Source organism: Leisingera sp. NJS201 (genome assembly GCF_004535885.1).
GTDB lineage: Bacteria > Pseudomonadota > Alphaproteobacteria > Rhodobacterales > Rhodobacteraceae > Leisingera.
In genome coordinates this window covers 2,863,187-2,887,547 of sequence record NZ_CP038234.1, presented here as the reverse complement: position 1 = coordinate 2,887,547, position 24,361 = coordinate 2,863,187, and the positions used below count along the sequence as shown (strand labels likewise).

Annotated in this window: 12 protein-coding genes; 7 read left to right on the top strand and 5 right to left on the bottom strand. The window is 58.1% G+C overall.

Annotated features, from left to right (window positions below; translation table 11 throughout):
• Positions 1-662: 662 nt before the first annotated feature.
• The 4 genes from ETW23_RS14170 (at position 663) to ETW23_RS14155 (ending at position 12,174) form a co-directional block, all read left to right on the top strand.
• Complete coding sequence (locus ETW23_RS14170; RefSeq protein WP_134830363.1) at positions 663-6,536, top strand: DUF3320 domain-containing protein; 5,874 nt, start codon at positions 663-665, stop codon at positions 6,534-6,536.
• A gap of 587 nt (positions 6,537-7,123) precedes the next feature.
• Entirely contained in the window at positions 7,124-8,422 is a 1,299-nt protein-coding gene (gene sbcD / locus ETW23_RS14165; protein WP_167738118.1) for an exonuclease subunit SbcD, read from the top strand.
• A gap of 6 nt (positions 8,423-8,428) precedes the next feature.
• Entirely contained in the window at positions 8,429-10,003 is a 1,575-nt protein-coding gene (locus tag ETW23_RS14160; RefSeq protein WP_134830361.1) for an AAA family ATPase, read from the top strand.
• 164 nt (positions 10,004-10,167) lie between these two features.
• Positions 10,168-12,174, top strand: a complete 2,007-nt coding sequence (locus ETW23_RS14155; RefSeq protein WP_134830360.1) for an SbcC/MukB-like Walker B domain-containing protein — start codon at positions 10,168-10,170, stop codon at positions 12,172-12,174.
• Positions 12,175-12,580: 406 nt separating this feature from the next.
• Here the strand turns inward: ETW23_RS14155 and ETW23_RS14150 are convergent, their stop codons facing one another.
• Together ETW23_RS14150 and ETW23_RS14145 are read right to left on the bottom strand one after the other, a co-directional pair.
• Positions 12,581-13,588, bottom strand: a complete 1,008-nt coding sequence (locus ETW23_RS14150) for a restriction endonuclease (protein WP_134830359.1) — start codon at positions 13,586-13,588, stop codon at positions 12,581-12,583.
• A gap of 353 nt (positions 13,589-13,941) precedes the next feature.
• Complete coding sequence (locus ETW23_RS14145) at positions 13,942-16,587, bottom strand: TrlF family AAA-like ATPase (protein WP_167738117.1); 2,646 nt, start codon at positions 16,585-16,587, stop codon at positions 13,942-13,944.
• A 566-nt stretch (positions 16,588-17,153) separates the two neighbouring features.
• On the opposite strand from ETW23_RS14145, the gene ETW23_RS25420 reads away from it, so the two are divergent.
• Positions 17,154-18,188 (top strand): DUF262 domain-containing protein, encoded by a 1,035-nt coding sequence (locus tag ETW23_RS25420; RefSeq protein WP_205879906.1) that lies wholly within the window; start codon positions 17,154-17,156, stop codon positions 18,186-18,188.
• The gene (locus ETW23_RS25415; RefSeq protein ID WP_205879905.1) at positions 18,185-18,943 is read left to right on the top strand and encodes an HNH endonuclease family protein; all 759 of its coding nucleotides are present in this window, start codon (positions 18,185-18,187) and stop codon (positions 18,941-18,943) included. Before ETW23_RS25420 ends, ETW23_RS25415 begins: the two co-directional genes overlap by 4 nt.
• Positions 18,944-19,434: 491 nt before the next feature.
• Here the strand turns inward: ETW23_RS25415 and ETW23_RS14135 are convergent, their stop codons facing one another.
• Complete coding sequence (locus ETW23_RS14135; RefSeq protein WP_134830358.1) at positions 19,435-21,678, bottom strand: adenosylcobalamin-dependent ribonucleoside-diphosphate reductase; 2,244 nt, start codon at positions 21,676-21,678, stop codon at positions 19,435-19,437.
• A 240-nt stretch (positions 21,679-21,918) separates the two neighbouring features.
• On the opposite strand from ETW23_RS14135, the gene ETW23_RS14130 reads away from it, so the two are divergent.
• Complete coding sequence (locus ETW23_RS14130) at positions 21,919-22,350, top strand: DUF1489 family protein (RefSeq protein WP_129370083.1); 432 nt, start codon at positions 21,919-21,921, stop codon at positions 22,348-22,350.
• A gap of 204 nt (positions 22,351-22,554) precedes the next feature.
• Here the strand turns inward: ETW23_RS14130 and hisG are convergent, their stop codons facing one another.
• Both hisG and ETW23_RS14120 read right to left on the bottom strand, forming a co-directional pair.
• The gene (gene hisG / locus ETW23_RS14125) at positions 22,555-23,274 is read right to left on the bottom strand and encodes an ATP phosphoribosyltransferase (RefSeq protein WP_134830357.1); all 720 of its coding nucleotides are present in this window, start codon (positions 23,272-23,274) and stop codon (positions 22,555-22,557) included.
• The gene (locus tag ETW23_RS14120) at positions 23,271-24,359 is read right to left on the bottom strand and encodes an ATP phosphoribosyltransferase regulatory subunit (RefSeq protein ID WP_134830356.1); all 1,089 of its coding nucleotides are present in this window, start codon (positions 24,357-24,359) and stop codon (positions 23,271-23,273) included. Before ETW23_RS14120 ends, hisG begins: the two co-directional genes overlap by 4 nt.
• Between the last annotated feature and the right edge of the window lie 2 nt (positions 24,360-24,361).

The following is a 24,361-nucleotide window of genomic DNA, read 5'->3' as shown; positions in this document are numbered from 1 at the left end:
ATTACATCGCCTTGAAATTGACGGTACAAGTCAGCGGAGTGCTTTGCCTGGCAGGTCTGCAAGGTTGGGGTTCGATTCCCTTTCATGTTCTCTGTTTCGGTGGCCTTCTAACCTTCATTACCCTCTGGGGATTGGCGTACGCTGTCGAACTGTCAAAACCGAATGGAAAGGAGAACCACATGAGCAAAGAAACAGTCCAAAAAACCGAAAAACCAAAGCTGATACTGGCTTCGGCCATGAATACAACTTGGGCTATCGGGACGGGCGCATGGTCTGGTTTGGCCCTGTCAGGCTAAGCACTCATGGCCCAGAGCTGCCATTCAGGTACGGACGGAGACCGCATCACGGAACTCAAAAGTCGCCGCTCGCCCGGAGCGCAGTGGGTCATGTCATAGCGTTGGTAGCGATCAAGCAGCACACTGCCTGATGCAACGCACTCTGTGCCTTCCAAGACTTTCGCCTGCCTACTCGTCGACGCACTACCTGCCGGTTTTACTCTTTTCCCAGTCAACTATGGTCCGCCAAAGTGCGAAATAAATTTACCCAGTTTGCAGACTGATTTCGGCGGTCCAAATCCATTCTTCATGATGCTCTCGTTCTCTACGGATTGACACACAGCGACGCGTGTGCAGCATCGAGCCACATTCACCAAGGGTTGCATTATGTCAGAAGCCATTGATCTGGGAGCTACAGTCGAGGAAAGGCAGAACCTTGGGGTAGTTTTCTCTACGGCAGATAAGGTCAATTTCTCCTCTGCCCAGAACGGCGTTTCGATCCTCCGCAGGATTACCTTGCACAATGGGACAAATGCGCTGCTGGAAAACCTCGCTATTTCCATCGAGAGCAGCCCTTCCGTCATCAAACTGAAAACCTGGACGCTGGATCGGCTCGGCCCGGGTGAAGAGCGGAACCTGTCAGACCTCGAAACGCCTTTGAACGACACGCTTCTATCCGGGCTGAACGAGGCGGAATTTGGCCAATTGACCTTGAAGGTGTCCGCCAATGATACCGAACTGTTTCGCGAAGAGCGTCGGATCGAAATGCTGGCCCGCGATGAGTGGGGCGGGATCGGTGACATGGCGCATCTGGTCGCCGCTTATGTCTCGCCCAACGATGCCGTGATTGCCGCGATCCTGAAGGAAGCGGGTCGGCTGCTGGAGCGTGGCGGGCAAAGCGGCGCGATCGACGGCTATCAATCTAAAGACCCTGGGCGGGCGTGGATGCTGGCGGGAGCGATATGGTCCGCGACCGCCGCGCTCGGGCTGACCTATGCCTATCCGCCAGCCTCTTTTGAGACCCGCGGACAGAAGGTGCGCAGTCCTGCGCGCATCAAGTCCGAAGGACTGGCTACCTGCTTGGACAGCGCCTTGCTGCTGGCAGCGTGTTTCGAAGCTGCTGGCCTGAACCCGGTGGTGTTGTTTTCCGAGGGCCATGCCTGGACGGGTGTATGGCTTACGGAGCGCGATTTCGGTCAAGTGACGGAACCCGACGTGATGACTGTGCGCAAGGCCATCGACGCCCGCGAGTTTGTCACCATGGAAACCACGCTTCTGACAAAAAGGCCGACCATCGGCTTTGAACAGGCGGTCAGCGCAGGTCGCGATTTGACGGCGGAGCGAAATGAACACACGTTCCAGATGGCTGTCGACATTCGCCGGGCCCGCGTGGCGCGTATTCGGCCTCTCGCCTCTCACAGCACTGAAACAACTCAGGTTTCTGAGCAGATCGAGGCCGCGCCGCCAGCCCTGCCAAAACCGTTGGCCTTCGATTTTCTGCCGGGCGATCTGGTGGATGAAGAGCCCAAAACACCGCAGGATCGTATCTCCCGTTGGCAGCGCAAGCTGCTCGACCTCTCTCTGCGCAACCGCCTGCTGAACTTCCGCGATACCAAGCAGACAATCCCGTTCATCTGCCCGGACGTGTCGAGCCTTGAAGATCAACTGGCCGACGGTAAGAAATTCAAAGCGCTTGCCCTCAAAGACGAAGATCCGGTCGGACAGCGTGACCTGCTCACCAAGGACGAGCCTAAGCTGCTCGAAGAGGTCGCGCGCGACGCCTTTTCCAAGCGACAACTGGCTGTTCCGCTAAGGGGAAAGGATACGAACAACCGCCTCCTCGCATTGTTTCGCAAGGCCAAGAGTGACATGCAGGAAGGCGGCACCAATACGTTGTTCCTTGCGGCAGGTTTTCTGCGCTGGAAAAAGGCCGAAACCGATACGCGCAGCTACCGCGCGCCTTTGCTGTTGATCCCCGTCAAGATTTCGCGCCGCTCGGCCCAATCCGACTTCATTATCGAGCATCACGAGGATGATGTCCGCCTGAACGCAACCTTGCTCGAATTCCTTAAGCGCGACTTTGACCTGCACATCCCAGAACTTGAGGGCGAGTTGCCGCGTGATGACAGCGGCTACGACCTGCCGCTGATCTTCGAAATCATGCGACGCAAAGTGCGCGACGTGGCCGGGTTCGAGGTGGTGGAAGAACTGGCCATGTCCACCTTCTCCTTTGCCAAGTTCCTGATGTGGAAAGACTTGGTCGACCGGACGGACAGCCTGCGAAACAATACCTTGGTACAACACCTCGTCGACAATCCCACCGAACCGTTCCTTGCCGAAGGCGCAGCCACCCTACCATCTGCCGTAGATGTGGATCGACGGGTGGCGCCCCGGGATCTCTTCACGCCATTGCCTGCGGATTCGTCGCAGTTGTCGGCAGTGCTTGCTGCACAGGAGGGGCACGACTTTGTCCTGATCGGCCCTCCTGGTACAGGCAAGAGCCAGACTATCGCCAACATCATTTCGCAGTGCCTTGCAGTGGGCAAGACAGTGCTTTTCGTTGCCGAGAAGTCCGCTGCGCTGGACGTGGTTCATCGCCGTCTATCGGCGCACGGGCTGGGCGATGCTGTGCTGGAGCTACATTCCAACAAGGCGGACCGAAAGTCCGTGCTTGACCAACTCCGGCGCAGCTGGGACCGGCAGGGCGAGGTGTCCGAGGCCGAATGGATACGAGTGACCGATGACCTCTCGGTCACGCGCACTCAGCTGAACGAATACGTGGCTGCCTTACATCTCAAGGGAACGCAGGGCTTCAGCGTCTACGAAGCCGTGGGCTGCGCTGCTCGCGCCGAGGTGCCCTTTAGCCTGTCCTTCGACAACAAGGATGCCCACGATGCCGAGAGCTATGCGCATTTGAGCAACTTGGCCGAGGCGGTCGGGCGGTGCCATCAGATTGTCCAAGGCCGTCCCGGCCTGCCGCTTGTCGGAGCTGGAGAGTGGTCCTTTAGCTGGCAGGCGGAGCTGTTAAAGCGGGCCGAGAATTTGCGCACAGTCTCCCGTGACCTGGCTAAGGGCGCTGCCGCCCTGTCTGCGCTGTGCGGGTTGACCGATGATGTGCTGACCCGGGACCGGCTCGAAAAACTGGTGGCGCTCGCCGGATGGCCGGCCAATGGGTCCGATGTCAGCTGGGGCCTGGATGCGGACCTATCGAAAGCGGAGCAGGAGAGCGAACGACTTGGCCCACTGCTGAACGCGTATCGGGACACTGCCGGGGCGCTTTCGGCAAGCTATCCTCTGGATCGGCTGGGCGCGATGCCGCTCGACCAGATGGACGCCGACTGGCGGCGGGCCCAGACAAAGTTCTGGCCATTCTCGATCTTCGCCAAATCCGCCGTGCGGAAGCTGCTCCAGACCTATGCCACGGACGGCAAGGCCGATCCGGCAACGGACATTGCCGGTCTCGATGCCTTGCAGCGGATCAACGACGACATCGACACCATCGCATTGTCCGGTTGTCCCGCTTTCGACAAGGCTGCGACGGACGCTGCCCGATTGACGCAGTTCATCGCCGAAGCGCGGCAATTCCGAGCGGTCACCGAGCCGCTGGCACAACAGGTTTCGGATCACTCGCGATGGACGAAGGCCAAAGCCGCACTGGCCCGCCGCGAGACTGGCGACCTGCGAGCAGCACTCGATCGTTTCCGCGTGCTTTATCAAAGCTGGGCAACGCAGGCGGATGCGTTCCAGGACACCGCAGGAACCGACCCGACACAGCATTCCCTCGATGACCTCGCCCAGCTCCTTGATCAGACGCTGGAAAACCGCGAAGCGTTGGAGGATTGGACGCGCTGGATGAATGTGCGCAATCAAGCCTGCGCGGCGGGTTTGACCTCCCTCGTCGAAGCTGTCGAAGCCCGAACACTGACTGGCCCGGCGGAAGAAGCGTTCACCACGGCCTACGCTCAGTGGTGGCTGCCGCAAGCCATGGATGCAGAACCCGTGCTGCGTGGCTTTTCCCATTGGTCACACGAGGACGCGATCACCAAGTTCTGCGCCCTCGACGATCGCGCTACCGAGATGGCGGCAGAGCAAGTCCTTCACCGCATCCGGCACGGACTGCCAGCCCGCGATGGAGTTGCCCGCAAATCCGAGTTGGGAACCCTGCGCCACCAGCTTGGCCTGCAACGTCCCAGCATGCCTATCCGAACGCTGATCTCAGAGATGCCGGCTACCTTCACCAAACTCGCACCGTGCGTGTTGATGTCGCCTCTGTCTGTCGCGCAATACCTGCCAGCCGGGCAAGCCGCCTTTGACGTGGTGATCTTCGACGAGGCTTCCCAGATCACGACCTGGGACGCGATCGGGGCCATCGCACGCGGACGGCAAGCCATCATCGTCGGCGATCCCAAGCAGCTGCCCCCGACCAACTTTTTTGGCCGCACCGAGGACACCGAAGAAGACCTGCCGGAAAGCGAGAAAGACCTCGCCTCGATCCTTGACGAGGTGGCTGCCGCTGGCATCCCGACCCAGCAACTCGATTGGCACTACCGCAGCCGGGATGAATCCCTCATCGCATTCTCCAATTGGCATTACTATGGCGGAAGACTGGTGACTTTCCCGTCTCCAACTACGGAATCTCAGGCGGTGCAGTTGCACCAAGTCAATGGCACCTATGCCCGTGGTTTGGGGCGCACTAACGAGGACGAAGCCCGCGCTATCACCCGCATGGTTGTGCGGCGCCTGACGGAATGGCTCGCCTTGCCCGAAGAAGAGCGCCTCACGCTCGGCGTCATCACTTTTAACGGTGAACAACAAGGGCTGATCCTCGACCTGCTGGACGAAGAACGCCGCAAGAACCCCGATCTGGAATGGTTCTTCGAAGATGATCGCGAAGAACCCGTCATCGTTAAGAATCTGGAAAACATCCAAGGAGATGAACGCGATGTCATGCTGTTCTCGATCACCTTCGGCCCGGATCACGCGGGCAAGCTGTCCATGGCATTTGGTGCGCTCAACGGCGATGGCGGCGAAAAGCGGCTGAACGTGGCGATCACCCGCGCCCGGCAGGAGTTGCACATCTTCGCCTCGATCCGCGCGGATCAGATCGATTTGACCCGAACGAAGGCGCTTGGCGTCAAACACCTCAAGGGCTTCCTCGACTTCGCGGCGCGCGGGCCGGTTGCACTGCCCTCGCAAGACGATGGATCGCTCGGCCCAGTGGAGAATGTCTTTGAGGCGGCGATCAAGGCGGCCATCGAGGCGAAGGGGTGGGAGCTGCGACCACAAATCGGCGTCTCCGGTTTCCGCATCGACTTGGGCGTCGTGCATCCGGATCATGCGGGCGTCTACCTTGCGGGGATCGAATGCGACGGAGCGACTTATCACGGTTCTGCCACGGCTCGAGACCGGGACAAGGTCCGGCAAGCCGTTCTGGAAAACCTCGGCTGGAAGATCTTGCGCATCTGGTCGACCGATTGGTTCAAGAACCCTAAAGCCGTCGTGGAGCGCATCCACGAGGCGCTGACTGAGCATCTGGAGGCAGATAGGGAAAGGCGGGCGGAAGAGGACGCCGCTCGAATTTCATCGTCAGAAGAGGTTTTGGCAGCCAATGATTTCCAACCCGACGATCAGGGTTTTGCAGCCGACAAGGCAACGTCGACGGCGGAAATGGAGCTGCTGCCCGCCCCAGGCATGCGTGAGCCCGAATATCGCAAGGAGCCTCTTGTTGAGGGAGTGATAGCGCCGGAACATGATGAATCCGACGTAGCCGCCATCACACAATCTGACGGCCTTATCCCCGACCCGGAGCAATTCTACGAGGCTACCTACATCCCGCGTCTTGAGCGTTTGATTGAGGACATCGTCAGAACGGAAGGGCCACTTCCGGTGACGCTCCTTTCGCGGCGTGTTGCCCAACAACACGGGTGGCAACGCACTGGCCGACGTATCGTTGAACAGGTGGGCGCGGCCTTGGCACGTATCGATATCCACGACGAGGATGGTGTCGATTTCGCCTGGAGCCAGGGCGGCCACTCAAACCGTGTGCCGTTCCAAGCTGATCCGCCTCGCAGCATCCGCGATATTTCACGCTCCGAAATCGCCTGGCTATACGACGTACATGCCGAGGCGCTTGATGAGAGCGATGATCCTGCTCGCGACATATCACGCTTGGCAGGCATCAATCGCTTAACGGCTGACAGTCGAAGCTATCTTGAAACCTGTATCGAATGGCGAAGAGAAACTGCCTTGATGACGGACTGATGTTCCAAAAGCAAATCGACATTCCGATCCGTACTTCGCCAGAGCGGCAGTATTCGTGCGCGACGATCAATTTCGTAGGCCGATGTCAGTCGTCCCCCCTTTTCCCCGCTTTGCCGGGTCTTGTGCGGGAGCGTTGGTATATCGGCCAAACATTCAGCTGGAAGGCAGTGGTGGCATGGTAGGCACTGGGTCAGAAACGAACGAAAGCCGTTCGGTATTCGTTGTTGCCTCTTTCGGTCCGAAACTGGCGTTGATGCATTACACAGTAAAGCTTCGCTCCGGGCCGGTTCTGCAAAATTGGTCCTTCTCGGCAATGCGCCTTCTTTGCATTTGATTTCCGAATATCCCGAAAGCGCTCGTTCACCTCCCCGATTGCCATGCGCGCATCTATCTGACACGTTTAACTCGACAACGAGTGGGGGAAGCCGAATGGTTATCCTTGTATCGTATCACCAAGGGTCTTGTACTTTTTGAGGCGTTAAGACCGAGCCCGACTGGTTCAAATTTCCCGACGCGCCTACTCAGCCTACTCAAAGCATGTTTTTTCAACCCATAACTTTGACATAACTTTTACTTGGATGATGAAAATGGTCATGCGTATCCTCCACACAGCCGATCTCCACCTTGGACACAGCCTGAACGGATGGGATCGCGAAGCCGAACATTGCACCTGGTTTGACAATCTGGCAGAGATCGTCGTGCAAGAGGAAATCGACCTCGTCCTGGTCGCCGGTGACATCTATGACAACACCAATCCCTCCGGTGAAATCCAGCAACTCTTCTACCATGGCCTGACGGAGATGAAGCGCCGTCGGCCGGGACTGAAGATCGTTATTTCCGGCGGTAACCACGACCCGGCCCGGCGACTCGAGGCTCCCCGTACCCTCATGGCTCCGCTCGACATGCATGTCGTTGGCGCAGTCCACCGCATCCGTGTTTCGGAGACCGGTGAGCTTGTCATCGACATCGATAAGCACTTAGTCCCGATCATGAAGGATGGGCAGGTCGCCTGCCACGTTCTGTCGATCCCCTTTTTGCGGGCCTCTGACCTGCCTGGCCTGAACTTTGGCGACGACGAGAATCATGAGATCAAGAGCCCAGTCGTTCGGGCCGCCACACGTTTCTTCGAAGAGATCACCCAGGCGGCCCTCGTTCGCATCGGGAAAACCGCGCCCGGCACGCCGCTCATCGCCACCTCGCATCTTCATTGCGCTGGCGGGGCCGAGAGCGAGGGAGCCGAGCGGCGCATCATGATCGGCGGATCCCACGCGCTGCCGCCAGAAGTGTTCCCGGGTGCTATCTCATACGTGGCACTCGGCCATCTGCATCAGCCCCAGACGCTGGGCGGCGGCCGCGTACGCTACTGCGGTTCCTGCTTTCCGCTCTCCAGCAGCGAAATTTCCTATAACCACGGAGTCACGATTGTCGAAATCCAGGACGAGAAGGTCAAACACCGACATATTAGCATCCCCCGACCTGCCCCGGTCCTGCGTCTGCCGCGCGGCGGGTCAGCCCCAGCCGCACTGGAGCTTGAGGAGCTGGAGCCCGAATTGATCTGGCTGAAGGAAGAGATGCCCTGGGATGAAGACACCCCCATGGGTCTGCGTCCGCTGGTCTATCTCGAAATGAAAGCCACGGATGCGGCATCGGTCATCATGACCAATGCTGCGGGCATCGTGAAGGCCCACGGCCTGCGCCTTGCCGGCATCCGGGTGCGCCGTGAAGCACTGCCCGGCGAGAAGGCCGTAGCGACAACTGTCGTGAAGAGCCTGCGCGACACGATCCCGGAAACGCTTTTCGCCGAGAGCTACATCCGCAAGAACGGCATCGCCCCGGAGGAACGCCACTTGGCGGCCTTCCGCGAAGCATCCCAGCTGACCGAGTAGGCACCCATGGATATTCTCTGCATCCGCGGCCAGAACATCGCGAGCCTTGCGCAGCCCTTCAAGATCGACCTTGAGACCGGTCAGCTTTCGGGCTGCGGTCTTTTCGCCATTATCGGCAATACGGGCGCCGGAAAATCGAGCCTGCTCGATGCTATGTGCCTGGCCCTCTACAATGAATGCCCGCGCCTCAGTGCGACGGGCGTCAATGACCAAGTGCCTGATTCCAGTGGCGATATGCTGCAATCGAACGATCCCCGCACGATCCTGCGCCGTGGTACGGCCGAGGGTTTCGCGAGCGTACGTTTCCGCGGCCGGGATGGGATCGCTTACGAGGCGAATTGGGGTGTGCGCCGGGCACGCGGCTCGGCCACCGGACGACTCCAAGCTGTAGACCGCAGCCTTACGCGCCTGTCCGACGGGCATGTTGTCGAGAACCAGATCCGCAAGGTGAACGAGGCCGTCATAGACCTGACCGGTCTCACCTACGAGGAGTTCCGCCGCTCCGTCCTTCTGGCACAGGGGGATTTCGACAACTTTCTCGCGGCCAATACCGCCCAGCGGGCCGGTATCCTCGAGAAGGTCACAGGCACGGGGCTTTACCGCGAAATTTCCCGCCGTGTCTATGCGCGAACCCAAGAAGCTCAGAAAGACGTTAGTGAGCTGGAGACCCGGCTCGGAGAGCACACCGTCCTGTCGGACGAAGACCTTGGCCAATTCCACCACCGGCTGAAGGAACTGGCGGACCTGCATGAGAAAACCGCCACGTCGCTTGTGTCTGTCATGGCTGACCTCGAACATTACAAGGCCTTAAAATCTGCCGAAACGCGACTTTTGGAAGCCCGCCAGCAGAAGCAGTTAGCCGAGAAAGCATGGTCGGACGCCGCCGATGAGCGTGCTCATCTTGATCTCATTCGCAAGGCAATAGGCGTCCGGGCGGAATTCCAGGAGGACCGCGACGCGCGAAACGCGAAGCGCCTGGCCAATGAAGCCCTCACCCAGGCCAAGGACACCTTGGGCACATCGATCTCGCTGGAAACGTCAGCGCGCGAAGCCCATGAGAATGCACAGACGGCAGTAGATGCCCTTGAAGCCCGGTTCAGCGAGCTGGGACCGCTCTGGAGCCAGGCAGAGCGACTGGATGCCGAGATCACCACCGCACAGGAAGAACTCCGGAAGGCTGAAACGGCTCACCGGGATCAACTGGATAAGCTTACTGAAAAGCGCGGGGTCATCGAAGAAGACACAAAGGCCCGGGACCGGACCCAGTCGGAACGTGACCGCAATCAGGAGAAGGTTGATGCGACGCCCGGAGCCCGGCTCATGGTCGAGCAGTGGTCCTCGCTTGAAGACCTGATGAAGCGACGAATCGCGGCGGCCAGCAAGGTTGACGAGGCCGGTGAGACGATCGCCCGGATTGACCAGGAGCAGAAGTGGAGCACAAATCGTAGAGACGAGATTACCCTTCTCCTGGCCGGGAAGGCCTTTGATCGCAAAAAGCTGGTAGACAGCCTTGAGGGACACCGCAAGGCCCGGGGGAGCTTGCCGCTAAGGATCCGTCGGCACGCCTTGGCCGCCTCATAAGCGGAGCTTCGACCGTCGGCAGCCTGATCGAGCTGGCACAGCGCTACGCTCTCACGGCTTCCAGCCTGTCGCAAAACGACGCACACCTGAAGGCTGCCGAGGATGGTGCGATCCGGGCCAGTGATGAGCTGAAAACGGAAACCGGCCAGCGCGACACCGCGGCGGTGCAGATCAAGGCACTGGAGCAGCCGACCGAGATTGCGGAAGCGGCTGTCTCCAGAGAAGCCCAGGCGCTGCGACGCCACCTGATCGATGGCCAGCCTTGCCCCGTCTGTCAGTCCACCGAGCACCCGGTTCACGCCGAGGGCCCAGCGGCTGAGATTGCACAGCGTCTGCGGGTCAACCTCGAAGCGGCGCGCAAAGAACGCGATCGTGCGGGGGCGGCGATCGTCGATGCTAAGTCCCGGCAGTCGAGCCTGACGCAACAGGCCGCAGAACTACGCAAAACACGTCAGTCTATGATTGAAGGCCAGGAGACGATCCGGCGGGACTACGCTACCCTGATCGAAGGCGAGCGCACCGGGCCGATCGAGGCGCACCTGCCCTTGGAGATCGAAGGGTCGGTCGGCACACTCACCTCGCTTCGCGAAACAATGGCCGACTGGCGACGCCAACTCGAGCAGGATAGGTCCCGGCTCGCCGAGCTTGAGAAAACAATCGCTTCGGAGCAGGCGCAGCTGCAGGAGATCGACCGGACCACACAGGTTCTGCGAGACGAAGCACAGGCGATCACAGAGGCTAATGCGAGCAGCACCCGCGAGCGTTACCGAGCCGACGACGCAGCGGAAGCTGCTCGTCAGGGCATAAGCGAGATCGACATGGCGCTAACGTCGCGGTTCTCAGAGCTTGCGATGGCGTGGAGCACCTTCGACAAGGATGGCGCCAGCCAGTTGGCAGAGCTTGATGCGCAACGCCTATCCTTCGACGCTGACCTGAAGCAGATCGCCAAAGCCGACACTGAGCTGATTGACGCTGACCGCAAACTCGGGATCGCCCGGAGCCAGCTAACCGACTTGGCAGTCACAGTAGACAATGCAAAGGAAAACCTCGATGCGCGCGTCGAGGCATTGAAGTCTCTTTGCGAAACCCGCGGTAGACTACTGGACGGTCAGCCCACCGGTGCGCACAGGACGGCCTTCAATTCACGTCGGCGCGCGGCCATCGTAACGCGGGACGGAGCGGCCACCACCCATACCGGTGCGGCCGCCGAGCGAGCCGCCGCGGAATCCGCCGTGGTGTCTGCCGAGCAGACGCTGGAAGCCGCAGGCACCCGGCTAATGGGTGCCGAAGAGAACATGTCATCCGCCGAGGAAAAGACCGGATTGTCCGCCATGGAGGTCGGCGCGCTGCTCGCCCAAGGCGGGGCCAAAGCCACCGAGTTGGAAACCCGCATCGAGGCCTTGAAGACGGAGCGCGCGCGGGCGAGCGAGGCGGTCACGACACGCGAGGGAGATCTTGCTGCGATCAAGGAGGCCAAGGCCCCTGAGAAATCCGAGGAAGCTTTGACGGTCATCAAAACCGAACTCGACGCGGCCATTGAGGAGCGCCGAAACGAAAAGGCCCGGATCGACAGCACACTGCAGGTCGACTCGGAAACACGAAAGAGACAGGAGGAAATCCTTAAAGCCCTCGACAAGGCGCGGTCCGAGCAGGAGACTTGGGCGGCAGTCAACGATGTGGTCGGGTCATCGAGTGGCGACAAGTTCTCGCAGATCGCGCAGGAAGTGACGCTGGCCATCCTCGTCGAGCAGGCAAACCACCACCTTCAGGACATCAAACCGAGATACCGGCTGGCGCAGTCCGTTCCCGGTCAGGTCGACAGCCGACTGTCGCTATACGTAATTGACGATGACATGGCGGGCGAGATCCGCTCCACCCGAAGCCTCTCCGGCGGCGAGCGCTTCCTCGTGTCTCTTTCTCTGGCCCTTGCCCTTTCTTCGGTCGGGGGCGCCGGTGTCATCTCCGGCACCCTTTTCATCGACGAGGGTTTTGGCACACTCGATGCTGAGACGCTGGAGGTCGCGATCGACACGCTGGAGACCCTTCAGGCGCAGGGTCGGACCGTCGGTGTGATCAGTCATGTCGAGGGAATGAAGGACCGGATTCCGATGCAAGTTCGGATCGTGTCCCAGGGTGACGGGTCGAGCGAGGTTGTGATCGAGGCGGCTTAGTCCAGCTACGAATTTCCAATTGAAGCCCTTGGCGAGTAAGATGCCCGCCTCCGCCATGAGCACGTCATATCGCGCGAATGTCTAACATCCAACTCAAGAATCCGGCCCTGAGCCGATATTCAATTTGGCGCATGATACCGCAGTGCCGCTTCCCCAAGCTGGTAATTCGCCGCATGTGCAGTGTCACCAAGATTTGGATCTCTGGCCACGATAGTTCCGCGTCGGTTCCTCCCACGGCCGACCTTCGCTCCACATGCAGCGGAGGTTTGGAGCCGGAAATTTATCAGACGATTGTTTCTAAGGCCGCAAAACAACTGCTTGGCGTGAATAATCTGAACACATGAATGCCTTTGGGAGGCGAGAATATCATCAAAGCTGCGTCTGGCCTGTCAACGAACGAGCGGCTCTAAACCCGCTCACTCTTCATTTTGGTGACCCACGTTCTAAGGGTGTCTCTATCAGCCGCTTCCACGGGATATTGCCTCGCCACACGCATCGTTTCCGCGCCGGGAGACATGTATGAACTTGTAACAATGAGGCCCGATCCCGATTTTTCATGAAGAACATCTGCATATACAGACTTCAGTAAGGTTTTCCCAATCTTTTCTTTTTGCCTCTTGCATTGAACAATAATGAGAGGAGGATTATCCAACGTTTCCTTCTTCGGATATACTCTGAGATCTATCCCATCATCGTTTCGGCCAGGCCCAACGTCCACGAAAAACCCTTCACGTTCAAAAAATTCCCCTGCCAACCCCTCAAATTTTCGCCAATGAATTTCACTGATTTTCTCGAAGTTCCTCTCCAAATAATCTATGAATCGCTGATCAAAAAAACTTCCATACATTGTATCGAGCGACTCTGACTTGAAAAGAGTTTCCAGCTCAGTGACATCCTTCCAATCGTGAGACCGGATGTTTCCGTTCGGTGAGATATGAAGTTGATGATTGACCCCGTTAATGACCTCCATAGCCATGTCCAAACCATCCTTTCCGTACCCCTTCATAGCTGCTCTCATGAACGGTTCCGGGTCCAATGCCGTTCCGTATGGAGGCGGATTGGAAAAAATGGATCTCATAAAATCGTTGTAGCAATCCATTACATATTCATAACACGCGAGTCTTTTGGGATCGGATTTTACTTTATGAAAGAGGCGAAGGTGCTTGGGTATGGTAGATGGTTCGTCTATGTTTCCAAGCTTATAGAGGATATGAGCGGCAATTTCTTCCACTTCGGTCGAGTGAAAGCGGAAACCGTCGACTTCCTCTGAAGTAATTTTAGCTGCCAGATCAGCATTAAAATCCTGCAGAATTTCTGCGAGCTCATTTTCGGTTACAACAATACCCGCCTTAAATCCCGCAAACTCGGTGAAAAGCTCGACTGCGGACTTTCGAGAAATATTAATGCTACCCATGTAAATTCTCACTTCGATCTTCTGTTACTGCAGCCTTGCGTTTCAGAGAATCTCACAAGCTGTAGGAACTGTCTAAAGCCTTTGTGTCGATCTATGTGATCCTACTAATCTCAGGGGAGGTAAGGCAACTGCAAGTAAGATGATGAACGACAGTATGAAACGCTTGCTGATGTTCTTTGAGTTTTGCCTTTGAATTACAGCCCAATTCGAGCATGGCTCATATCCCATTGGATCTGCGCTTTGCGGACAGCCGCCGCTGGCGCAGTCCCCAGCGAACTGCCGATGCCTCCAGCACTCAACGGCCAAGACAGTCCCGGCCCAAAAGTCTGCGCCACATAAGCCGGCAGTCACCATCAAACGGCACGCGCCTTCCATATTTGATAGATTGTCTTGCGGCGTTCGAAGGCTTCCGGGCCGCCTTCCATGATGGAAATAACGCTCGCCTGACAAGCCTTGTTGTCGATATTGCCGACCGATATGTTCATTTCATGTTCGCTGGCGTTGCACGTAGTGATGGTCTCGGCATCGCCCAGAACCGGAAAGTTCGCATTATGGGTTGCGAAGATGAATTGCTGGTTTGGCTTGAGTTTGCGAAGCAGCTTCACCACCTCTTCATATACGGTCTGGCTGTCGAGATCATCTTCCGGCTGGTCGATGAGCAAAAGATCATTCCCCTCTTGGCTCAGTAGGAAAAGCATCATGGCAGAGGCTCGTTGGCCGAGAGAATGTGATGACAACGCCTTTCCATGGTAGGTCACTGCATAGCTATTTGGCACCTGAAAACTCGTAAGTTCGTACAAGTTTCCCATGAAGAGCCTCTTGAACTCTTCGGACTTTGCCTTCGCATGTGTCGAAGCATTGTCAAGGTCTTTGAAAATCTCGCCAAAGTCAGGATAGGTAGTAGTGAGGGCATCATAATATTCCTTGCGGAGATTGTTGCCACGAAGCAGTCCATCAATGTGGTTCTTGAAAGCGCTACGGTCACCTTTGAAATCCGCCTCCACCCTCAGCGATCCCTGAGAATCATTGATGACCTTCAACGCCGCCGCGATAAGTTTGAACTCATCGCGCCAAGCATCATTTAGCGAAGTCAGGGCGGCCAGAACCGCATTGAACTTGGATTTCTCCTTGCCTGTGCGCTTGGCAAGATCTTCAATCTGTGCCTCAAGCTCCTGCTTGCGGTGCGTGAGCTTGATGTAGGCATCCGGTTGGATCGAGGTAACGCCCTGTTCTTCGAGCGCCTTGACAAGATCCCGTTCGATCTCGGCAAATTCTTCCTTTAATCCATCACGAACGCCTTCCAGCTCTTGGCGCAGTGTTTCCAGGTCACCAGACTTGGATTCGATCGTCGCAGCAAGCATCTTAGCCGATGCAACGGTTCCCTTTAGTTCCTTCACCTTGGCCGAATAGCGCGTGAAGAAATCAGCGTTGTGATCTGAAGAATGGGCTTCGATCAGATTGAATTCTTCCTCGGCCTGGGTCGCGGCATCATCAATTGTCTTGTACCAGCCTTGTGCCGTCTCATCGATGCTCTCGCAATAGGTCAGATCCTCGCAGTAGGCCAATTGCTTTTCAAGCTTGTCCTTGATTCCGTGCTTGTCGAAATGCTCAAGATTGAACTCCACATCCTTAAGTTCCTCCGCCAGCGTCTGCTGGTCCTCGGCATCACTGCGGACCGAAAGGAAACTATCTATCGCCGTTTTCAGATCTCCTGAGCGCTCTTCGATTTTTTTCCGGACAGCTTTCAGGCTATCTCCCATGAGCTTTTCAACGAGGTCGTGCCCGAAGCCTTTTCCGGCAGCCGAAAGGTCCTTCTGTCCAAAATACAACGGCTTAGCGATGATGGTTTCTCTTATAGAGACGCCGGGACGCAGCGTACCATCGACGTATACATTTGGCGATTGCCCCCAAATACGACTCACCTCGAACCGTCCGCCATGCCGGTCTGTCGCTTCGACAATCACCTTGCCGCCGCTCTTGAGGACATAAGGCAAGAGTTTATCCTTGTACTCCTTGTCCTGCGCCTTTTCGCCGAAGGGGATATCGAGTGCATAGCGCACGCTCTCCAAGATGGAGGATTTACCACTACCTTGGATGCCGATCAGGCAATTCAGGTGCGGGGAGAACGTGACGCGCTTACCATCCAGCAACCCGCCGTCGAAACGAATTGCATTTATATGAGAATGTCCAACCGATGGAATTTCTGCTGAGACACGGAATTTATGATCGGTTAGGGCGAATTTGACAGCATCAAAACCAAGATCACCAAGCTTGAGATAGACCTTCTCGCCCTTACCGATTTGCCCTATTGCTTTTGCGTCAGAACCCTCTACCTCGGCCGGATAGTGCTCGTGCCACCAGCCTTTGACCTTGGTACGACAAACAGCATCGGGCTTATCGTGCGTTCGTACCTTCTGAAAACCAAGAGCGTATTTCTGAACCAAAGGCTCTGCAGCGAGCTCTGCCATCCGCCCCCCGCCGATTTCCTTCCACAGGCCACTATTGGCCTCGACATGGGCAAAAATGATGAAGAAATCGCGATTATAGCCCTCCAGCTTCTTTAGCGTATCAACAAGATCATCGTTGCTGCGGCCGTTTTCCTGCTCGTATTGCGAGGGGACCTTGCCAGCAAAGGCAACACCGAGAAATTGGTTGATGTAATCCTGACCATCGGCCAACCAGGCATCGGAAAATACGACCAGCGTATGTACGCCGTTCGCGCCATCCTTGACCGACAGCTCCACTCCGGGCAGCACGCCGATCCCAGACTTCCGAGCCCGCTTGCGCAGGGCCTTGAATTCGTCGAGGTCGAACTTGTTGTGATTGGTGATGACGGCGAGCCGCGTTCCGGCGGCTTCGAGCGCATCGACATAACTGGCAACGAAGCGATTTTCCTCACCGTCATAGCGAAATTCCTTATCGGCCCGCGTGTGTAGGTGAAAGTCTGCCCTTACCCACTGTGCCCCGTGCTCGAACAGCTTTTGAAGTGCCTCGCTCAATTCCTACACTCCTTTGAAACATCGGTTTTTCTTCCTGCTTAGATCACGACTGACGGGCATATGTACAGGCTGGAGGTAACGGCCCCGCAGGCTGGCCGCTTAGCTTTTTGACGATTGCTGCGAAAGCCAAGCTATGCCGCTCAGGCTCGTTAAGCCCCCGACCTGCGGCTCGCGTCGGTGTAACCGTACGCCACCGGTGAACGTCAGCAATCGGTAAATGCTGCGACTGCAGCGCCCCCCCCGCCGCGTGTCCGCTTCCGCGCTTTCCAACAGGGCAGCGCGATCGACCCTTAGCTGACGATCACCCGCTTTTGCATCCAGCAGTGCGGCTTCCCGGAAGCGACCTTTCAGCTTTCTCGTGGCGAAAATCTTCATGGTGGCTGAATACGAAAGCCTCCAGTAACACCTATGCGCAGGCAAGGTAGTTCTCAGACGATATTGTTGGCCCTTAAGTGAAAATCAGAAGCCTTGGTAAGATTCGGACACGGTCTCTTTGCAAATTGGGGCTGGAAGAGTTCCGACGATTTTGCGACGACTTACCAGTATCAACGAGCAGGAGAGTGTTTATGGCCATTCAGAGAATCCAAAGTGAAGATTGCTCAGTTGCCAACCTCTTCCAGTCCTTCTACGCCGTTCCCGACTATCAGCGCGAATACGTATGGGATACGGATCAGGTTGAACAGCTTCTAAAGGACGTTCGAGAAGAAATGGGCGATGGCGCCGCACACGATGCGCCAGAATATTTTATTGGCAGCATTGTCGTATGCCCAGGCCAAGAGGACGTACTTGACCTGATCGACGGTCAACAGCGCATGACGACCCTTTATATCACACTTTGCGCGATCCGGGATCGGCTCAGCGAGCTCGGTTCACAGCCCTCGTCTGTACTGAACGCCCAGATTGCGGATGCGACAGTGGATTCTTTAGGCGAGGAACGTCGTCTATATCGGCTCGAACTTCAATATGAAGACAGCGGCGACGCTCTAACTTGCCTTGCCGACGGGAACCCCATCGAGACGCCATCCACTCAGTCAATGCGGAACATCCTGAACGCGCACCATGTGGTCACAAGATTTCTGAGTTCGGAGTTCGGTCAGGATCCGGCGGCCATACGAAGACTGTATGGATACCTTACTAACAAGGTTAAACTCATCCGCATCCAGACCGAAGACGTGGCGAAAGCCTTGAAAATCTTCGAAACAATCAATGATCGCGGCGTCGGCTTGAACTCCATGGACCTATTGAAAAACCTGCTCTTCATGAAGACACCGAAAGGACAGTTCGACCAGCTCAAAAATACCTGGAAAGAGTTGCAAGACACAATTTTCCGCATGGGTGAAAAACCTTTGCGATTCCTACGCTATTTTATCTTCAGTCGGTACGACGTGGAGACCCTGCGAGAAGACGAGATCTATGGGTGGTTCACAAAGAATGATTCACTTGTCGGATTTGGACGCGACCCAATTGGGTTTGCTAAGGAACTCGTTTCGGCTGCCAAGGCCTACGAACAGTTCCGCCAAGGGAAAAGCGAGACTGGGCTGCGTAACCGATACCTCGACAACATTCGGTTGCTGGGGGCAAAGCAGCTCGTCAGCACTTGATATTACTGCTTGCCGGGCGGCATCTGGACCCCAAACTGTTTGATCGGCTGGCCGCTGAAGTCGAAAATCTCTTTTTTTGTTATGTCATTACGCGCGAGCCGACGCGTGATTTTGAGCGCAATTTCGCAAAATGGGCGACTGAATTGCGGTCTATCAAGAATGAAACGGAACTTGAGACATTTATTTTGGCGCGTTTCGACAGAGCGAAAGCGGAGCTCTCAAACCGGTTCGCTGACGCGATGGGACGCCTCACCCTCGGCAGCCTGCAGCTGTACCGGTTCCAGTATGTGCTGGCGAAACTCACTCAGCAGGTTGACCTGCTTGCCTACGGCGAGACCGAGGGCACACGATGGCTTGGAAACTATGTAAGCGGTGGGTTTGAGATCGAGCACATATTTCCGCAGACACCGACGGCCGAGGCGGCCGCAGAATTTGGCCCCATTAGCGATCCAGAAATCGTGCAGAGGTTGGGCAACCTTGTTCTTGTCGAAAAGTCAATCAACACGTCTCTCGGGAACCGTCCGTACAGCGAAAAGGGGCCAGTGTATCAACAGTCGAAGCTGCTTTTGACGCGGGCTCTGAGCGAACGGCCTAAAGTAGGTGCGAACACCCGCATTGACAGAGCTGTTGCGTCGATCGAGCCATTTGCTGAGTGGAATGAATCGTCTCTTAATCTTCGTCAGCATTCGCTCGTAACTCTCGCTCGCGCGGTGTGGGGCCTTCCGGAACGGGCTGTCCGACCACTTGTGACCTGATCCTTATAGCTAAGACGCAAACCAAAGGCATTTGTGAGGCCAGAACCGACGGTCATTGCAATGCGGATACGGTCCATTGCGTTTAGTACACACGCAACTTGATCTGACTTTTCGACGTTTTTGGAGCGCAGCTGATCTTCATGTTCTACATCAGCTGGCTTGTCGCAAATTTCTGGTTCGCTACGACCGCCCCAACATCGGCCGCACCCCGACAACCAAAAATAGCCTTAAAGGCGAGACGTATTGACGCTGTGTTGCCGCCAGGCAGCTTTGAATTCACCCGAGCTACCTACTCCACGCTGGAAGCCAGCAATACCGGTCAGATACAGAGCAATCATGCCGAGTTCACGGAACGACACTATCGGTGTCCCCTCCAAAAAAGCCACCACTGATGTCTCAGCGGTGGCAAACTTTTGGTGGTCAGGATTGCAATCTGAACTGGTCAAATTGCAGACTGATGCTGCCTTTCACACCAACAGGCGTTTCATCCTTCATCCGCACTTCGAGTGGCCGCAGCTGCGGCAGGTCATGCAGCCTTCAACCATCTGCATATCGAACTGGCCGCAGCTCGGGCAGGCCTTGCCGCGCGGGGCGTTTAGGTTCACCACCTGCGCCTGCGGGTCGGATTTCAGGCCCATGCCCTCACCTTCCAGAAAGCCGGTCTTGACCATATGCGTCTCGATCACGCCGCCGATTGCAGCCAGGATCGACGGGATATACTTGCCCTGAACCCAGGCGCCGCCGCGCGGGTCGAACACCGCTTTCAACTCCTCGACCACAAAGGACACATCTCCGCCGCGGCGGAACACGGCTGAAATCATCCGGGTCAGCGCCAGCGTCCAGGCATAATGCTCCATGTTCTTGGAGTTGATGAACACTTCGAACGGGCGGCGGTGGTGGTTGATGATGATGTCGTTGATGGTCAGATAGATCGCGTGCTCGCTGTCCGGCCACTTCAGCTTGTAGGTATGGCCCTCCAGCGACTGCGGGCGATCCAGCGGCTCGGACATGTAGACCACTTCGGCACTATCGCTCTCATGCGGTGCCTGGGCGGTCTCGCCCGGCGCGGTGTCGGCGCTTTCGCTGACCGACAGAACCGAGCCGGTCACGTCATTCGGACGGTAGGTGGTGCAGCCTTTGCAGCCCTGATCCCAGGCCTGCATGTAAACGTCCTTGAAGTCATCAAAGGAGATGTCTTCCGGGCAATTGATGGTCTTAGAGATCGACGAGTCGATCCATTTCTGCGCCGCTGCTTGCATCTTGACATGGGCCGCGGGCGGCAGGGTCTGGGCGTTGACGAAGTAACCGGGCAGCTTGGCATCGGCGCCGAATTTCTCGCGGTACATCTGCACTGCGTAATCGACCACTTCCTCTTCGGTGCGCGACCCGTCCTTCTGCAGCACCTTGCGGGTGTATGCATAGGCAAACACCGGCTCGATGCCTGAGGATACGTTGCCTGCATAAAGCGAAATGGTGCCGGTCGGCGCGATCGAGGTCAGCAGCGCGTTGCGGATGCCGTGCTCGCGGATTGCGTCGCGCACATCGTCATCCATGTTCAGCATGTTCCCGGAGTTCAGATAGGCCTCGGCGTCGAACAGCGGGAAGGCGCCCTTTTCCTTGGCCAGATCCACCGACGCCAGATAGGCGGCGCGGGCTATGCTATGCAGCCATTCGTCGGTCTGACGCGCCGCTTCGTCGGAGCCGTACTCCAGACCAAGCATCAAGAGCGCATCAGCCAGGCCCGTGACCCCCAGGCCGATCCGGCGCTTGTTCTTGGCTTCCTGCGCCTGTGCCTCCAGCGGGAATTTGGAGACATCGACCACGTTGTCCATCATCCGCACCGCGGTGGCGACCAGCTCCTGCATCGCCTCCTGGTCCAGATGCGCGTCTTTCTCAAACGGGCTGGCCACCAGCCGCGCCATGTTGACCGAACCCAAAAGGCACGCACCATAGGGCGGCAGCGGCTGCTCGCCGCAGGGGTTGGTGGCGCAGATGTTTTCGATATAGGAAAGGTTGTTGGCCTTGTTGATCCGGTCGATGAAGATCACGCCGGGTTCGGCATAATCATAGGTCGCCTGCATGATCTTGTTCCACAGATCGCGCGCCTGCACGGTGTGATAGACCTTGCCGTCAAACACCAGTTCCCAGGACCCGTCGGCCTTGACCGCGTCCATGAAAGCATCGGTGATCAGCACCGACATGTTGAACATGCGCAGGCGGGCAGAATCGGATTTGGCAGTGATGAAAGCCTCAACATCCGGGTGGTCGCAACGCATGGTGGCCATCATCGCACCGCGGCGCGAGCCCGCCGACATGATGGTGCGGCACATTGCATCCCACACATCCATGAACGACAACGGGCCGGAGGCGTCCGCCGCCACGCCTTTCACATCCGCACCGCGCGGCCGGATGGTCGAGAAGTCATAACCGATGCCGCCGCCCTGCTGCATGGTCAGTGCTGCTTCTTTCAGCATGTCGAAAATCCCCGACATGCTGTCGGGCACGGTGCCCATCACAAAGCAATTGAACAGGGTTACCTGACGCGCGGTGCCGGCGCCTGCGGTAATCCGGCCCGCGGGCAGGTATTTGAAGTCTTCCAGCGCGGCAAAGAACTTCTCCTCCCAGGCATCCGGCGCCTGTTCCGCCCGCGCCAAATCGCGCGCAATGCGCCGCCAGCTGTCCTCGACGGTGACGTCGATCGGCGTGCCATCGGCCTGCTTGAAACGGTATTTCATATCCCAGATTTGCTCGGCGATGGGGCGGCGAAGCGGCTCATATGGCGAATCCTTTGAGTCGTGTGGCAGCACGAATGCAGCTTGAATGGCGGCTTCGATACTACAGGCAAGGCGGAATTCTCAACGCTGAAAACGTACATCGTTGAGAATTTATTACCGAGTGTACCACAAGACCTTGCTGGCGCCAAACTCCGAACTACTATATAAAGGTGCCGCTCTGGACGACTCTGTGGGGAACCTGTGGATAAACGCGTGAACCTTGTGAAGCTTTCGGTTGGCACCGAAAGCGTTGAAAGCCTGATGGCCTGGCAGGAGATGCGCCGCCGGGAACTGCCGGAGGGCCTGCCACGCCACGTCACCCGCATGTGGCCCAAGCGCGAGGCGGAGATCCTCAATGGCGGCTCGATCTATTGGGTGATCAAGGGGCTGATCCAATGCCGCCAGCGCGTGCTGCGCATGGATGAGGTGACCGGCGAAGACGGCATCCGCCGCTGCGCCATCATTCTTGAACCGGAATTGCACCGCACCCACACTGCACCGAAACGCCCGTTCCAGGGCTGGCGCTATCTGAAGACTGAAGACTCACCCGCCGACCTGCCTGCCGGCAAAAGCCAAGAAGAACCGCTGCCGCTGGAACTCTCGCAGGCGCTGGCGGAAATCGGAGTGATCTGAGGCTTTCCGCACCCCCCGCGGCGTGCCTCGCCAGCGCCGGGCGTCAGCCCGGCGCCCGGCCCAACCGGAACGGCGGCATCCTGGATGCCGCTGCGCCGGGCGGGAGAACACTGGCTCAGGGACCGCTTTGGGTTCAAAAAAGAGGATCTCCCGCCGCCATTGCAGGCATCAAAGATGCCCGAATGGCGGCGGGCGCAGCCCGCGCTAGCGCGCGGGCGGTCCCGCCTGCTTTCGGCCTTCCAGCAGGTCCAGCAGCGTATTCAGAGCCGCCTTCTCATCCAGCCCGTATTTCGCCACCCGGCTGCGCCACAGCGTCGCCTGGGACTTCAGCACCAGCCCGTCCGCCAGCAGCTTCAGATGGTTGGCCCGCAGCGTTTCGCCGGTCGAGGTAATGTCGGCCACCATCTCGGCGGTCTCGTTCTTCACCGTGCCCTCAGTCGCGCCCTGGCTGTCCACCAGCTGGTAATCCGCCACCCCGGCATCGGTCAGGAATTCCCGCACCAGCCGGTGGTATTTGGTGGCAATCCGCAACCGGTGCCCATGCGCGGAGCGAAAGGCAGACGCCACCGCATCCAGGTCATCCAGCGTGTCCACATCAATCCAGAACTGCGGCACCGCCAGGATCAGGTCGGCATGGCCAAAACCCAGTTCAGCCAGGCTCTCTAGCTGCTGCTCGAACCGCGGCAGCTTCTCCTGCACCAGATCGGTGCCGGTGACGCCCAGGTGGATCCGCCCCGCCGCCAGCTCGCGCGGGATTTCCCCCGCCGACAGCAGCACCAGTTCCATGTTCGCAACACCCTCGACCGCGCCGGCATATTCCCGGTCGGACCCGGTGCGCGCCAACGTCACGCCGCGCTTGGCGAACCAGTCGAATGTCTTCTCCATCAGCCGCCCCTTGGACGGCACCCCCAGCTTCAAACTCATGCGCGCACCTCCTCAAGCTGCAGCATCAGGTCCGGGCGCAGCACACCGCCGACCGCCGGGATTTCCTCGCCCCCGCCCAGCCGCCGGGTCAGCGCATCATAGCGCCCGCCGCTGGCGATCGGCGGCAAATCAGGCCGTGCCTCGGCGTAAAAGCCGAACACAAACCCGTCGTAATACTCCATCGAGGTGCGCCCGTAAGAGGCCTCGAAATCGAGGGTCTCCACATCCACTCCGCGCGCTTTCATCGCCGCGGTACGTTCATCCAGGCGGTCCAGCGCCAGATTGATCTGCGGCAGGTCCACGGCGATGTCGCGCATCTGCTCTACCGCGTAGGGCACCGTTTCGCGCACCGCCATCAGCGCTTCCAGCGCCAGCAGCTCATTCTCGGCAATCGGCGGTGCCTTGGCATCTTCGCGCAGCGCTTCAACCCGCGCCTGCACCTCTGCCGCGCGGCGTTTGCCAAGCTCCACCGCCGACCCGGTCAGATCGCCCTCGGTCTCCAGCAGCTTCTTGCGGTTCTCCGGAACCGATGCCCGGCCCGCGAAACGGTCCAGCAACGCCCGGAACCGGCGCGGCCGCCAGATATGGCGCATCAGCGCCGCCTTGCGCTTCTCACTGGTTTTCAGCCCTTGCACGGCGGCCATCAGAATGCCGATATCGCCGGTTGCCGCCCGCAAAGGCAGCCCGCGCACCTGCAGCGCAAACAGCGCAAACACCTCCGCATCCGCTGCCGCCGCATCGTTGCGCTCAAACACCTCATAGCCGACTTGCAGGTATTCGTTGGGCCGGTCAGGGTCGATCTCCTGCCGCCGGAACACCTCGCCTGAATAGGTGTAACGCGCAGGCTCCGCCCCGTGGCGCATATGCGCCTCCACCACCGGCACAGTGAAGTCCGGGCGCAGCATCTGCTCGCCGTGCAGCGCATCTGAGGTCACATAGGCGCGCGCCCGGATGTCCTCGCCGTAAAGATCCAGCAACGTGCCGGCCGGCTGCAGCAGCGGCGTGTCCACCACCTGCGCGCCTGCGGCCTCAAAGCGGACCCGCAGCATCGCAGCGCGGGCCTGAATTTGCGATTGAGCCGCCATGA

What these genes read in the sequence shown, in the direction of transcription:
- ETW23_RS14170 (WP_134830363.1), top strand. Translation starts at nt 663, where the DNA reads ATGTCAGAAGCCATTGATCTGGGAGCTACAGTCGAGGAAAGGCAGAAC.
- sbcD (WP_167738118.1), top strand. Translation starts at nt 7,124, where the DNA reads ATGGTCATGCGTATCCTCCACACAGCCGATCTCCACCTTGGACACAGC.
- ETW23_RS14160 (WP_134830361.1), top strand. Translation starts at nt 8,429, where the DNA reads ATGGATATTCTCTGCATCCGCGGCCAGAACATCGCGAGCCTTGCGCAG.
- ETW23_RS14150 (WP_134830359.1), bottom strand. Translation starts at nt 13,588, where the DNA reads ATGGGTAGCATTAATATTTCTCGAAAGTCCGCAGTCGAGCTTTTCACC.
- ETW23_RS25420 (WP_205879906.1), top strand. Translation starts at nt 17,154, where the DNA reads ATGGCCATTCAGAGAATCCAAAGTGAAGATTGCTCAGTTGCCAACCTC.
- ETW23_RS14135 (WP_134830358.1), bottom strand. Translation starts at nt 21,678, where the DNA reads ATGAAATACCGTTTCAAGCAGGCCGATGGCACGCCGATCGACGTCACC.
- hisG (WP_134830357.1), bottom strand. Translation starts at nt 23,274, where the DNA reads ATGAGTTTGAAGCTGGGGGTGCCGTCCAAGGGGCGGCTGATGGAGAAG.
- ETW23_RS14120 (WP_134830356.1), bottom strand. Translation starts at nt 24,359, where the DNA reads ATGGCGGCTCAATCGCAAATTCAGGCCCGCGCTGCGATGCTGCGGGTC.